At 39.2% G+C, this 14,444-nt stretch carries 10 protein-coding genes, 2 pseudogenes and 1 CRISPR repeat array; of the genes and pseudogenes, 8 read left to right on the plus strand and 4 right to left on the minus strand.

The annotated features are described in order from the left end of the window. From CDG79_RS17880 to CDG79_RS17895, 4 genes are read left to right on the plus strand one after another with little or no spacing between them, the layout of a single operon-like run. Positions 1 to 837, plus strand: coding sequence for an RAMP superfamily CRISPR-associated protein (locus CDG79_RS17880; protein ID WP_094343326.1), 837 nt, complete (start codon positions 1 to 3; stop codon positions 835 to 837). Positions 838 to 841: 4 nt separating this feature from the next. Then, entirely contained in the window at positions 842 to 1,252 is a 411-nt protein-coding gene (locus CDG79_RS17885) for a hypothetical protein (protein ID WP_094343327.1), read from the plus strand. Next, the gene (locus CDG79_RS17890) at positions 1,245 to 2,852 is read left to right on the plus strand and encodes a hypothetical protein (RefSeq protein WP_094343328.1); all 1,608 of its coding nucleotides are present in this window, start codon (positions 1,245 to 1,247) and stop codon (positions 2,850 to 2,852) included. The genes CDG79_RS17885 and CDG79_RS17890 overlap by 8 nt, the downstream gene beginning before the upstream one ends. A gap of 2 nt (positions 2,853 to 2,854) precedes the next feature. Next, positions 2,855 to 4,402, plus strand: coding sequence for a hypothetical protein (locus tag CDG79_RS17895; protein WP_094343329.1), 1,548 nt, complete (start codon positions 2,855 to 2,857; stop codon positions 4,400 to 4,402). 537 nt (positions 4,403 to 4,939) lie between these two features. Next, positions 4,940 to 5,621: direct repeats of the CRISPR family, unit length 37 nt; unit sequence GTCTCCACTAACTATGTGGAGGCGAATTAATGGAAAC. Between the two features lie 163 nt (positions 5,622 to 5,784). Here the strand turns inward: CDG79_RS17895 and CDG79_RS17900 are convergent. Continuing rightward, entirely contained in the window at positions 5,785 to 6,150 is a 366-nt protein-coding gene (locus CDG79_RS17900; RefSeq protein WP_223278193.1) for a hypothetical protein, read from the minus strand. Positions 6,151 to 6,393: 243 nt separating this feature from the next. On the opposite strand from CDG79_RS17900, the gene CDG79_RS17905 reads away from it, so the two are divergent. Next, positions 6,394 to 8,592, plus strand: a complete 2,199-nt coding sequence (locus tag CDG79_RS17905; RefSeq protein WP_094343330.1) for a DEAD/DEAH box helicase — start codon at positions 6,394 to 6,396, stop codon at positions 8,590 to 8,592. 359 nt (positions 8,593 to 8,951) lie between these two features. On the opposite strand, the gene CDG79_RS17910 is transcribed toward CDG79_RS17905, so the two are convergent. Together CDG79_RS17910 and CDG79_RS17915 are read right to left on the minus strand one after the other, a co-directional pair. Then, positions 8,952 to 9,686, minus strand: coding sequence for an IS1/IS1595 family N-terminal zinc-binding domain-containing protein (locus CDG79_RS17910; RefSeq protein WP_094343331.1), 735 nt, complete (start codon positions 9,684 to 9,686; stop codon positions 8,952 to 8,954). Continuing rightward, positions 9,649 to 10,776, minus strand: a complete 1,128-nt coding sequence (locus tag CDG79_RS17915) for a tyrosine-type recombinase/integrase (protein ID WP_094343332.1) — start codon at positions 10,774 to 10,776, stop codon at positions 9,649 to 9,651. The genes CDG79_RS17910 and CDG79_RS17915 overlap by 38 nt, the downstream gene beginning before the upstream one ends. Before the next feature lie 123 nt (positions 10,777 to 10,899). Between CDG79_RS17915 and CDG79_RS17920 the strand changes: the two are divergent. After that, a pseudogene (locus CDG79_RS17920) lies at positions 10,900 to 11,781 on the plus strand (YifB family Mg chelatase-like AAA ATPase); the annotation flags it as partial. 36 nt (positions 11,782 to 11,817) lie between these two features. Here CDG79_RS17920 and CDG79_RS17925 read toward each other — a convergent pair. Continuing rightward, positions 11,818 to 12,261 (minus strand): annotated as a pseudogene (locus CDG79_RS17925) (RNA-guided endonuclease InsQ/TnpB family protein); the annotation flags it as partial. 217 nt (positions 12,262 to 12,478) lie between these two features. On the opposite strand from CDG79_RS17925, the gene CDG79_RS17930 reads away from it, so the two are divergent. Continuing rightward, entirely contained in the window at positions 12,479 to 13,495 is a 1,017-nt protein-coding gene (locus tag CDG79_RS17930; protein ID WP_094343333.1) for a YihY/virulence factor BrkB family protein, read from the plus strand. Positions 13,496 to 13,846: 351 nt separating this feature from the next. Then, a complete protein-coding gene (locus tag CDG79_RS17935; protein ID WP_094343334.1) occupies positions 13,847 to 14,398 on the plus strand; it encodes a DUF421 domain-containing protein in 552 nt (183 codons plus the stop codon). The last annotated feature ends 46 nt before the right edge of the window (positions 14,399 to 14,444 follow it).

Below are 14,444 nucleotides of genomic sequence, written 5' to 3' on the forward strand. Positions count from 1 at the left end.
ATGTACAAAAAAGCTTATGGAATTATTGAAACTTTAGCACCTCTGCACGTCGGTGCAACTGCTGGAGAAGAAAGCGGTAATTTAAACCTCATCTTCCGCGACCAATTTACTCAAACTGGTATTCTTCCCGGTAGTTCGATTCGCGGTCGCCTGCGTTCAGAAATGCGTCTGCTAGATGGAGAACAAGCAGCAAATTATTGGTATGGCAATGAAGCAGGTTCAGAACAATCAGAAATTAATAATGAGTCTATTATCAAATTTGAATACGCTTCTATTCTCTGGCTACCGGTCTTTTGTCCTGGTCAACCAATTGTGTGGGTAAGTAGTCCACGTTTACTCCAACGCTACCAAAGAATTGCTGGCGATACTGTCAAATTTAATGGTAAATCTCTCAAAGAAATAGATATACCAGACCCGTATACAGGCTCCAAGAACTTAAAAGCGCGGGAATCACAAGGTAAAAAGACCCTGTTTTTCAACTTAGGATTTTTGACTATCAACAAAACCGTAGACTTATCCGCTTGGTTTCCATTAGGAAAAGAAAAGCCAGCAGTGATCGTAGACGATAGTGATATTTCCATGATTCATGACATGGCTTTATATCGTCAAAGTCGTGTGCGCTTAAAACCTGACCAAAAGGTTGTCGATGGTGGTGGCTTCTTTAACACCGAAGCCTTGCCAGAAGGGACTATTTTAGTCTTTCCCATTGCCATCAAAGATGATAAATCAGGAAAGCAATGGCAACCATTAAATGGTACTCAAAGCACAGATATTTATCTTGGTGGTTTAGAATCCATTGGTTTTGGTCACTGTAGTTTAACTTTAAATGGGGTGTGAATATATGACTTGGAAATCTTACGACTTAGACCAAGAAGCACAACGCCTAGTCCTCAAACACCGCGACCAAAAAGGTGTTATTGGTCAATCTCACAAGATGCGAATAACTGTAGCTTACGGCTTAGAGAGATTTTGGGGAGAACAATTGCGACTTTTAGATAAAGAAAAAGCCAAAGGCGAATATTGGCGTGATACATGGAAAAGCTTTGTCAAAATTATGCAACTGGCTGGAATTAAGCTTCCTCAAGAAGATGTCAGCAATAATGAAACCTTAAAAATTCAGCAGTTCGCCGCCAAATTATGGGAACTTCCAATTGAAGACCAAAGAATTTGTTTAGCTGTGCTTACTCAATTCTGTGACAGTTTGGTTTGGTGGACTCAGCGCTACAAAAAATCAGGATTTGCAGATGAATAATAGTAATGAAGTTCCGTTAATGTTTCAAGCGCAAATCTCAGGGCGCGGGCAGATTCAATATATCAGAAATCCCGAACAGTCTGAGAGATGGGTTGATGAATGGGTAGAAGGTTCTGCAATCGACCCTCCCACATTTAACACCAATGTTAAAACAAAAGAATATAAAATAACTTGGCGCTTTGTTTCTAACAGTGGGCAAGATGAAGATATAATTCGGCCAGTCATCGCTGCTAAGGGATTTCCGTTTTACCCCGGCGCAAGCATGAAAGGTGCTTTTTTACGTGCTTGTACCTCAGAACAGGGTGCAAGATATTGCGGTGGCAAACTAACTAGCAATGATACTATACCGGGAATTCTTCGCTTTCATGGTGGTTATCCCAAAGATGCAACGTGGGCTGAACAACCATTAATTGATGTAGTTCATCCTCAACAGGATTGGCAAATTAAAAATAACGGTAGCCACTCAGCATTTATTCAGATATCCCTCTATCAACCTACCTTAATATTCGGTATCTCCAGCACCGAAGCACTAGAAGCCAGTGAATGGGAGACTATCTGGAGTATTTGGGATAAAGCTATAGAACGAGGTATTGGTTCTAGAGTTAGTGCCGGTTATGGTCAACCGATAAATCACCCAGAAACCAAATTGGTCTCTGTTAATCTGCGTGGACAAGGATTAGCCTCACAATTAATTGATAAAACAGGCGAGTTTCGTCCCAATATTTTTAAAGCTGCTTTACGTGGTCACACCCTGCGCTTATTTAGTGGCATTACTGATGAAAATACAGCCGAAGAATTAACTAGAGAGCTTTGGGGAGGATTTGCAGGGAGAAATGGTGCTGTTGTCGGACAGTTAGGAATTGCTTTTAATGCTGTTGATTTAGAAATGGATGTATATCGGTATGGGAATGTAACCATGCCTATCTATGAATTAAATGCAGGAACTTTAAATATTCTTAGCATGGGTGATACCTCAAAAGAATATAAAAAAGAATTAAAAATATTAGCAACACAAATTTTAAGATTTGCTATGCTGCTTGGTGGCTTTGGTAAATCGTGGCGACGCATTGACCATCGTCTATTCTTTCCAGAGTATTTAAATGGTAAACCCATGATAGGTTGTCATTGGGAATTCCCTAAGCAATCAAATCAATACTACTTCCCAGTAAATAGCCTCAGTCATATCACTAATATTCTGAATGATATTCATAAGACTGTAAATAACTGGATGAAATTAAAAGATAAAACCCCAAGTAATAAATTAACTTCTTGGCGCGAATCATTCCATCCGCAAAAAGTTCAAGTTTGGGGACGTATTGCACAAGACGAAGATGATAGTTTAGCTGTGAGATGGTTTCACGGGAATTACCAAGGAAGCAAATCAATTAAAGGCTCAAACCTTACAGGTAAGATGAGTCAAATTGGTAGAATTTGGCATCGCATGTACCCGCACTACAAAATCAGAGACGGAGAGATGAAACGTCAGGGAAGAAGGTATGTAGAGTTACTCACCATTTTTCCTGATAAAAAAGATGAGAGAACAGAAGAATTTTTAGCTTTCTTAGCAACCAGCGAATTTACCAAACTTTGGGGGGAGTAAATATGAGTATTTGGATTATCACAACGGGTAATAGCGATGTCCTCCTCAAGCATAGTAAAAATTGGGGAAATTTATACGGTGAAGTCAGATATGATTTGGAGTGTACAGAGTTTGCTCCACTTACCCCGAAAGATCCCTATAATAAAGAGGCGGGATATCCAGTAAGTGCTAGGCTTTTAGGTATAGTCTATGGCAATAAACCAGATAAATACGAGTCAGATTTAGAATTCCCACTTCTTGATACTTATTATGAATATTTTCTAGAAAATAACATTAAGCTGGAAAGGATTATAATTTTACTTACAGACCAAACTGAAATATTTAAACAAGACCAAATTATTTATGAAAAGTGTCCCTATTGGCAAGATACTTGTACACTTAAGGCTCTACTAGAGTGGTATTTACAAGGAAAATTTGACTGTCAATTAGAATTTTTATATCTTGCACCAAAAACTGATGATAAAGGTATAGATAATTGGAATGAAACCCTTTATTTGGTAGAAGAAGCATTCCGCAAGTTAGACTTTAATCCACTAAAGCCTGTTTATGTTAGTCATCAAGCTGGAACACCGGCGATATCTTCTGCTGTACAATTCGTTAGCTTAGGCAGATTTCAGAAAGTTAAGTTTTTAGTTAGTAATGAATATTTTGATGAAAATTATGAACAGAAATCTAAATCAGAAGCTATTGAAAGCTCTAATTATCGGCGGGGGATACAGATTCAAAAAGTAAAGCAGTTAATTATAGGAGGCTTCCCTGGCGCAGCGCTAAAAATTTTAGAAGATATAGATAGAATAGACAAAGCTGCTATAGCTAGCTTAGAGAAGATTGTTGATTTCTTTAATCTCCATAGTACTCTAATGGATAGCGGACAAGATTTTGAAATTACGCAAGCTACTCAACGCATTGTTGATGCTCTCGATCTCATAGGTTTTTTCTTTAATCAGAAAAATTATCTCCAAGGGATTACTCTACTTGCTGCTGCTCAAGAAACCTTTTTAAAGGTGGCTATTCTATCACAAGTAGCGATGATTAATGAAACTGTGATTTTAAATGGTAGCTCTCAAAAAGTCTGCGATTTATTAGAGTGGATTCCCCGTGGATTATTTCTAAAAGCATCTGTTAATTATCAAAGTATTAATGAGAAAAAAGTAGTTTTACAAAAATTAAGGTTTCCTGTAGATAGATTTAGATTTAATACAGAAAAAGATTTTGATATTACCAATAAAAACTTTGCTCTAATTGCTTGGTTAAACAATATAGATAAGACTTTTCCCAAGTGGCCGTTATTATTATGGTATTGTGACTCTAATAGAAAGACAGAAGATGACCTCCGTAACCAATTAATGCATAACTTGTGCGGGGCTGAAGAGAAGGAAGTAATTGATTATTTATTGGGGTCTAAAAATCATCAAGCATCTGATGTAATGACTACCTATGTAAATTCTGTTAAACAGCCATTCTTAGAGGCGATAAGCTATTTTAAACTTCCTTATAAAAGAGATAAGTTGAATAAGAAACTTCAAGAAGTAGCAGACTCTCTTATTTAACAGGTAAAGATATAAAAAAATGAGAGTATAGAAACAGCCGGAAACTTGGAATGCGACATCCCTATTATCGGGAATTTCTATGGGTCTTTTGGCGATCGAATAATCTTTGCTATGGTCAAGGATCTACTTTTTGCTTTCTAGAGTGGAAGCTCTTGCGGCGGGGTCAGCAAAAGCGGGAAATGTTTGTTCTTTCGTTGACCCCGCCGATGTCTTACTGTCTAAGGGTTTCAGGGTTTTTATATGTATGTAATATGGTTAAATTTGGCTGTAACTTTATACCCCGTCGCAAATGGCATCTGGACATCAGGCTACGTAAGGGGTTAAATAAGAGGGGTCGCTTCTCTTCGGAGAAGTGGAATTAATAGAAACCATAGCCAGAGCGCTGGGCAAGGAATAAGGAGTCGCTTCTCTTCGGAGAAGTGGAATTAATGGAAACACTGCTTGTGCAGTATAATCTACCTGTGCAATAAAGTCGCTTCTCTTCGGAGAAGTGGAATTAATGGAAACAAAAGGGCGTACAGAATCTAAGTTAAAGATGTCTCCACTAACTATGTGGAGGCGAATTAATGGAAACTTGATTTGGGTTATGCGATCGTTGAGTTCATCTTGTCTCCACTAACTATGTGGAGGCGAATTAATGGAAACTAGGCTGTGCTGACGCGCAAACTCACTTAGGTTAGGTCTCCACTAACTATGTGGAGGCGAATTAATGGAAACCAATATCATCTTGTGTGTAGTTAACATTCTTGTCTCCACTAACTATGTGGAGGCGAATTAATGGAAACTTAAATCAAACAATAAATGAGTTGGGGAAACCTTATGTCTCCACTAACTATGTGGAGGCGAATTAATGGAAACGAGTATGAAGCGAACGACCATCAAAAAATAATGTCTCCACTAACTATGTGGAGGCGAATTAATGGAAACGCTTGCTACCACTGAATACAGTTTTTGCAATTTGTTGTCTCCACTAACTATGTGGAGGCGAATTAATGGAAACTCCGTGTGGTTTTACCCTACTCTATTTTAGAGATGGAGTCTCCACTAACTATGTGGAGGCGAATTAATGGAAACACAATTATTCCTAATAATAGGATACAAAGAAAAGTCTCCACTAACTATGTGGAGGCGAATTAATGGAAACTTGTCAACCGCAGTCTGAACGTCGGCTGGTACTGTGCCGTCTCCAATAACTATATGGAGGCAAATTAATGGAAACTTCTCAACTTACTCGATAAACTGAAATCCACAAATCGTCTCCATATAAATGGAGGCTAATCAATAGAAACAACAGGTGCGAAAGCTTCCCCTTTTATTTCTCCGCTGCTTCTCCTCAAGTTTGCGCCGTCACTAAAACAACAACTAAATAATCAAATCAGAATTTACTGCTCCAAAACTTCCAACTGATAAATTCTCAAAGATGGATATTCTGCCATTAAGCGCCAGCAGCAGTGTTCAGGTGGTAAAGAAGGTCTGTCATTACAACGATATAAAAATACTGGCTCATCTCTCAAAAGTCCTGTTAATGCCACTTGTTTCCAGTCCTGTTCGCCTAGATCCCAAATTAGATGCGACCTACCAAAATATCCTGCATTCATTAGACTAGCAAATAGCCACTCCATAATCTGCTGAATTTGTTGCATCTCAAGCGCACTATCACCTTGACCGTAGCATTCGATTTCAAACTTATTAGATTTTGGCTTTATCAGTCCTAGCAGTAAGGACGGGATTTTCAAAAGACTATTCATTATCCAGGCACACCCATTAAATATATTTATGGTAGGAGAAGGGTAATTTTAGTTTTCCCAATAATTCAGATGGTCTATCAAATAACTATAAATATTTAATTAACTGTTCTGGTATAGACATTTTAAAATTTAACAGTTAAAAATAATTAATTGTTGTATGAACGTCTCAACACAAAATTTATAGCTGATTATTAAATTAAAATTTCAGCAGTATTTTATAGAAATCATTAAATAATTATATTTATGGTTGCAGCTACCAATAACCAAGTTGTTGCTTGGAAGTTTATTGAAACCGAGTCAACTGGTGGAACAGGTTATCAAGGTGAACGAATCGTCTGGGACACAGTTCGTCAGAAGTTGACACAAGGAGAAGGTATTGCAATATGGGGCTACCGCGCTTTCTCCCAGGAAGAACGAAGTCGCCGCGAGATGGATATTTTACTTGTTAGTAAGGATTTGGGGCTAGCCATCATCGAAGTGAAATCTATCGCTATCAATGATATCAAAAAGGTTGAGGCTAACCGATGGAAAATGATACCTGGTTTTTACAAGGAATACCTCGCTCCGATCGAGCAAGCTGAAAAACAAGCGTTTAGTATCATAAATCGCTGCGACAGAAACTCATTCCTTTACGAAAAGGTTGCAGCCAGAGTTATTGTAGCTCTACCAAAAATTACACGTCGTGCTTGGAGAGATAAAGGATTTGACGACAACCATCTTACCTGCCCACCAATTATCTTCAAAGATGATTTAGAACGGCAACCAGATTTACTCGATTACATTGCTAATAATGCTACGGTTATTCGTCACGCTGCTTCAACTTTAAACGACCAGCAGTGGCAGCAGTTACTTAAACAAGTTGTCTCTCCGATACCAAATAAAACGCCTCCAGTCAGCCAAAAAACCACACTGTCACCGCGTAGTCAAGCTATTGTTCACCTACATGAGTGGATTAGCGACGTTGACTGGCAGCAAACCGAAATTGGAATGCAAATACCTCCAGGGCCACAGCGCATTAGAGGCACGGCAGGTTCGGGTAAAACGCTTTTGCTTTGTCAGAAGGCAGCACGGATGCATTTACGTCATCCAGATTGGGATATTGCTTTAGTATTTTTTACCCGGAGTCTTTATAACTTAATTATCGAACTAGTAGACCAGTGGTTGCGCTATTTTAGTGGCGGAGAGGTTTGCTACAACGCTAAAAGTTCAAAACTTAAAGTACTGCACGCTTGGGGTGGAACAAACCAACCAGGACTGTACAGCACGATTTGTAAAGCTTCTCGTGTGCAACCGAAAAATGTGAGCCATTTCCCCAATTTCACTCCAGAAACGGCTTTAGCTGCTGCGTGTAGAGATTTGCTTGAAGTTACAACAATACCACCACAATTTGATGCCATCTTAATTGATGAAGGACAAGATTTAATCATTGATGACGATGCACTGAAATTTAAAGGCAAACAACCATTTTATTGGATGGCGTATCAAGCCTTACGATCGCCAGAGGCAAACACACCAGAACTGCGACGATTAATTTGGGCTTATGATGAAGCACAAAGCCTAAACAGCTTAGTAATTCCTACTTCAAAGCAAGTTTTGGGAAGCGAACTCAGTCAAATTATCGGCGGTAGTAGTGGGGGATTCTACCTTGGCAAGATTAGAAAAGCTCACGTTCTAAAACGTTCGTATCGCACTCCCAGGTGTATTCTTGCTGCTGCCCAAGCCTTGGGTATGGGATTATTGCGACCCGAAGGAATGCTGGCAGGAATTACCAACAAAAAGGATTGGGAGCGAATTGGCTATCAAGTAACCCAAGGAGATTTTCGCATTCCTGGAGCAACTATTACTTTAACAAGACCCCAGGAAAATTCACCCAATCCTATACGGACGCTTTGGGATAAGGAACTGATATCGTTTCAATTTTACAGTTCCCGGCAAGCCGAACTTAAAGCTTTGGCTAATTGCATTAAGCATAATATTGAAGATGAAAAGCTAAATCCCAGCCAGGATATTTTAGTAATTGTTTTGGGGAATAGTTTTGAAACCAAAAAGCTCCAAGAACAAACTGCCAATCATTTTTTGGATGCGGGAATTAATTATTATATTCCGACTGCACCAACAATTAATTTTTTTCCGGATAATAGGCACAATGTTTTTCCAAACCGTTTTTGGAATCCAGATAGCGTGACAATAGCAGGAATTCATCGTGCTAAGGGTAATGAAGCAAGCGTAGTTTATGTTGTTGGCTTAGATTACATTGCTCGGAATGAAAGCAATATTACTGCACGCAACCAACTTTTTACTGCGATGACCAGAACTCGTGGTTGGCTTTATTTAAGCGGTATTGGCAACTATCCTATGTACCAAGAGATTCGTCAGGTTATACAAAGTGACAGCACTTTTACCTTCACGTTCCAACGTCCCAAGCGTGATGTGAGCGAATAATTTGATAGCTCACGCTATACAGGACTCGTATTTGGTTTTTGAAAAACAAAGGTGACTGGAAGCTTGCTATACAAAGGTTTCTTGCTCACTTTACTGAGCAAAATTTAATTAAGATTCTTATATCAATAGCATATTAACATAACTTAATATTTTCCCTCGCCGTCGACTGTTAATCCTTCAGACCTCTAAAGCCTTTATTTACAATGCTTTCAAGAAATTATCCAACTTTTTTATTCAGATTTTACCTCATGTACCAGTATCAGCTTCTTTAAGCTCATTAAATTATCCAACTTTTAATTTTTCTACATACGGAATAGCAAGGGTTTCAAGCCTTAATATTATCCAACTTTTTTATCTCGTCACACTTGCAACACTAATATCATTCGCATTATTGGCTCTGCCAAATCATCCAAGTATTGATTAAGTTGCTGCATTACTTCTTCTGGAATGTAGCGAGGGAGTCTTTTTTCTATCTTAGGAAAATCTTCAGGACGAACCAAATACCTTCGGACATCAAGCCATTGATATTGATAAGCGGAATCAAAAAACAGTTTTGCATCACTAATACACTTATATCTGGTACTTGATGCTAATTTTTGACTTGCTAAATATATTGTGTATTCAGTGATGACATCGCGGTTTATCTTTTCCGGGATAATATTTGGGTAGTTTTCTGAAAAAAACTTTGATAATTTTCTGATTGAACTGAGTTTTTCTTGTACAGAAGCGAATGTGATAGAACTCAGGCAAACCTTTAAATAAGTTTTCGCTGTTTCTTTCAACCAGTCTTGTTTTATAGGAGCGAAATTTAGTTTATAACTGGATTTTCCTACACCACCATCAACTCCCAATGCTCGACAATCCCAAATATCTTTAGAATACTCATGTTTAGGATTAACACTTACTTCCTTAGATTCTTGAATTAAAGCCAATGCCTCCGGTGTAAAAGTTTTATAGCACTGCTTACATATATAAATTTGAGTACCAGATGAATTTTTTCCATTTTTCCTAAAACTGGTACTTTTACACCTTGGGCAGTTAACAAATTGATAGACTTTATTCTGCTTCTGAACTACTGGCTGATTCTGCGTCATATCTATTGTTCAAATATTGGTTATATTCTCTTTTCATGTCTTCATTGTTGACATGAACATAGGTATCAATTGTGGTTTGAATACTTGCGTGGTTTAGTCGTTTCTGGACATAAGCCATTCCCACGCCTTCACGAACTAGTTCTGTAGCGTGCGTATGTCTAAGCATGTGAGGATGAGCAGCAATCCCAGTTTTCCTTTTGAGGCGATTGAACAGATCCATAACATTGTTGTATGTCATCGCAGAGCCAATCTCTCCATCCCAAAGATTTACAAAAACATAGTCACTGAGGTCATCACCGAGTATTTCCATGAATTCATCTTGTAAATATTGGCTATAAAGTCCCATCAATTCTTTTGTGACATCGACATTGTAGGGAGAGTTGCCTTTAGCACGAGCGCCATTAGCATTGTCGTCTCTAGGGATAACTTTGATAAGATTATCCCAAGATTGAATGTCTTCATGTCTTAGACCTAGTGCTTGCCCAATTCGCATACCGCTTTCATGCAGCAAACAAATCAAAAATTTATCCCTAATTCGCTTGCAATTATCAATAAGTTGTTTGACCTGCTCAGATGAAAGTGTTTCTGGATAGTGCTTTGGTTCTTTGAGTTTGAGTAAACGGGTTCTTGTCGATTTGCTCTTAGTTATGTGATGCAAGAAGCTTTTATACTTCCTACCTGGCATGACCTGTGACCGATAGAGAGGAATATGTGGTACTTTACCCGTTTTTTCATGGAAATCGTAAAGCATACAGACTGAAGTCAGAATCACATTGACAGTTGATTCTGTGCGCTTGGCAACCACTTCTTGCATTGATGCAATTTTTTGAGGATTAGGACTTCTAAGCCATGCCATAAATTCGGCAAGCTCAATTACGCTAACTTGCGTCCAATCCAAATCGTAGGTTTCAAGATATTCCCAATAGAGACTGAGGTGATGGGCGTAAGACCTAATTGTGTTTGGCGATCGCTCAATGCTTTCTAGATAAGCTAGGTATTCCCGAATTGGTTCTATGGGCAAATAATCATCCCCTAGCACAATCCAGGTAACTTTCTCGCTCTTGGGGATGCGTACCCTCTGAACTTTCATTTACTTTGTAGACTTTATTGACTTTGTGGAATCGCTGAATGTTAAATAGTCTACAATGTGCAGATATACCTGTCAAGTTGTTGTTGTTTACTTTAAAGAATTGTTTTTAAGAGCTAAAGATAATTAATTTTTGTCGGGCCACCTGGTAGTGGAAAAACCATGTTAGCACGGCGCTTACCAGGAATTTTACCGCCTCTGAGTTTTGCTGAATCTTTAGAAGTGACTCGTATCCATTCGGTGGCTGGTTTATTAAAAAATCGCGGTTCGTTGGTACGCGATCGCCCTTTTCGCAGTCCCCACCACTCAGCATCCGGGCCTTCTCTTGTTGGTGGTGGTAGCTTTCCTCGTCCTGGCGAAATTTCATTATCTCACAATGGCATATTATTCTTAGATGAATTAACAGAATTTAAACGTGATGTTTTAGAATTTCTGCGTCAGCCTTTAGAAGATGGCTACGTTACAATTTCCCGTACCAAACTATCGGTAACATTTCCGGCGCAGTTTACTTTGGTAGCGAGTACTAATCCCTGCCCTTGCGGTTACTATGGCGATACCATCCAACAATGTACTTGTTCTCCCCGCCAACGCGAGCAATATTGGGCAAAACTTTCTGGGCCATTGATGGATCGGATTGATTTACAAGTTGCGGTGAATCGCTTGAAACCAGAAGAAATTACCCAACAACCTACGGGAGAAACATCAATCTCAGTCCTACAACGAGTTCAACAAGCAAGCGATCGCGCCATTACCCGCTTTGAAGGAGAAGCAAATCTGCGTTGCAATGCCCAAATGCAAAGTCGTCATCTCCAGATATGGTGCAAGCTAGATGATGCTAGTCGTAATTTATTAGAAGTAGCCATTAGAAAATTAGGTTTATCAGCCAGAGCTAGCGATCGCATTCTCAAAGTAGCACGAACAATTGCAGATTTAGCGGGAGATGATGATCTCAAAACTAGTCATGTAGCGGAAGCAATTCAATATCGGACAATCGACAGAATGCATTGACACTCCCCGCCCTAAAGGGAACGGGGATTCTTGAATCTAAGACATGACTTGCTCAATCAGGCTTGCGCCAGATTGAGTAGAGGACTCATCTCCCCAAGCGTTGCTTGCGTCTAGCGCAAAGGTTCCGGTATGCCCTACCGTACCCAATCCCCGACTAAGGATATTCCTAGCTGCGTTCTCATCCCTATCCATCACACACCCACATTTACAAGCATGAGTTTGGGTGGATAGTGTTTTCTTAACGATGACACCACAGCTAGAGCATTCAAGACTAGTGTATTGCGGATTAACCGCAACCGTGACACGTTTAAATACTTTTGCAAAGTACTCAACCCAGACACGGAACTGATACCAAGATGCGTCATTAACGGACTTGGCTAAACAATGATTTTTCACCATATTTTTAATCCTCAAATCTTCATAGGCTACCAAGTCGTTAGACTGAACTACGCACCGTGCTAATTTCACAGCATGGTCTTTACCGTTGCCTATTCTTGTAAAAAAATTCGTAATTCGTAATTCGTAATTCGTAATTAACTTTTGCAACGGGGATTTAGACCCCCAGAATTTGGTAAAACTATTAAATTCCTCCTCAAGGACGCTTTACAAACTCCCTTGGGAGGATGTCGCTAACTAGAGAATAAGTATCAAATATATCAGGAAGTAAGCGATATCCTCTTAGAAGGAGACTGGTTGGATGAATTGGCAGGCGATTTGGAAGTTGTTTCAAGAGACGTTCAAAGAATGGAGTGATGATAAAGCTTCACGGTTAGCGGCGGCGTTAGCTTATTACACGATTTTTTCTATTGCACCGTTGTTAATTATTGTAATTGCGATCGCGGGCGCAGTATTTGGAGAAGAGGCCGCAAGGGGTCAAATTGTCGGACAAATTCAAGGTTTAGTGGGGATAGAAGGTGCAAAGTTTCTCGAATCAGCCATTCAGAATGCTAACCAACCAAAGACAGGAGCGATCGCTTCGATTATTAGTGTTGTAGTTCTGCTAGTGGGTGCTACTGGTTTATTTACCGAGTTGCAAGATGCCATGAACACGATTTGGGAAGTTAAACCCAAACCCGGACGCGGCGTAACTAACATCATTCGTCTACGTGTTTTGTCCTTTGCAATGGTCATAGGTATTGGCTTTTTACTATTAGTTTCTCTAGTAATTAGTACAGCTTTGACAACATTAGTAACATTCTTTAGCAACTTGTTACCAGGTGTCGATTTTCTCTGGCAACTTGTCAATTTTATTCTCTCGTTTGCTATAACTACAGTCCTATTCGGACTAATTTTTAAAGTTTTACCAGATGTTGAAATTGCTTGGAGTGATGTTTTAGTTGGAGCTTCTCTCACCTCAGTTTTGTTCTCAATTGGGAGGTTTTTATTAGGACAATATTTAGGTAATGGCAGTTTTGGTTCAGCTTATGGTGCTGCTGGTTCGCTGGTGGTGATTTTAGCTTGGGTTAACTATGCAGCACAGATTCTTTTCTTTGGTGCTGAATTTACCCAAGTTTATGCCAGAAGGTATGGAAGCGGCATAACCCCAACTAAACATGCCATACCTTTATCTGATAACACGGAATATAATGGCAAGGCTCCAACAAGGCAATCGTCTACTAATAAAAAATCATCTTCTAACTTGATTAATCGCTTATTCAAGTCTTTTAAGAAGCCCAAGCGCTTAAAACAGAAAAGGAAAAATCCGCGATTTTAATCCTTCGACAGTGATATTTTATGTTTGTAACTCTGATAAATATTGAAGTATTTAATCTCTATAGGACTACTATTTCATTTTTGAACAGACAGGTAGGGGAGCCAGTCGTGTGGGCGGGTTTCCCGACTTGAGCGACCTGGCGTTGCGTTAGCGTTTCGCGTAACGCACCATTTTTAAGGATTTGGTGCGTTACGCGAAACGCTAACGCACGCTACAAATACTTAATTTCGTTCAAAAATCAAACTGGATTCCTATAATAAAAATCAGTTTTATGAAATAAGAACGTAGATAAATAACCTGATACTGGATTTTTTCCAGAAGTCTATTGAAAAAGGAAGAAAATCAGTGCTAATGGAAAAATGGTTTTTTATCGATTGGCAGGCAATATTTATTCCTCGCATTAGCGTCTTTGAATTGATTATCCGTGGCTCACTAGTATACTTAGCGCTGTTCTCAGTGTTACGTTTCCTTCCTAGCCGCCAACTAGGAACATTAGGAATTACTGATTTACTCGTAGTTGTATTATTTGCTGAAGCTGCCCAAAATGCTATGGCAAGTAATTATACATCGATTACTGAAGGCGGTATCTTAGTAGGAACTGTGATTTTTTGGAGTTATTTGTTGAACTGGTTAGGCTACAAAATACCCCAGTTCCAACGTTTTTTGAATCAGCCACCGCTACTACTGGTAAAAAATGGTCGGATGATTCAGCGTCATTTGCAACGAGAATTAATTACAGATGATGAGTTGATGAGCAAGTTACGTCAGCAAGGTGTAGAATTTTTAGCCGATGTGAAGTTTGCATATATGGAAGCTGACGGTAGGATTAGCATCATCACCTTTGAGTCAAAAACTAATTCCGTCCCTGAGCAAAAAGTAACACTAAAAAGCGATCTACAGTAAGGGAACTCCAAAAAATAAATTATTCAATTTGTCTACTCAACTAGAC

The organism is Nostoc sp. 'Peltigera membranacea cyanobiont' 232, assembly GCF_002245985.1.
In the GTDB taxonomy this organism is placed as follows: domain Bacteria; phylum Cyanobacteriota; class Cyanobacteriia; order Cyanobacteriales; family Nostocaceae; genus Nostoc.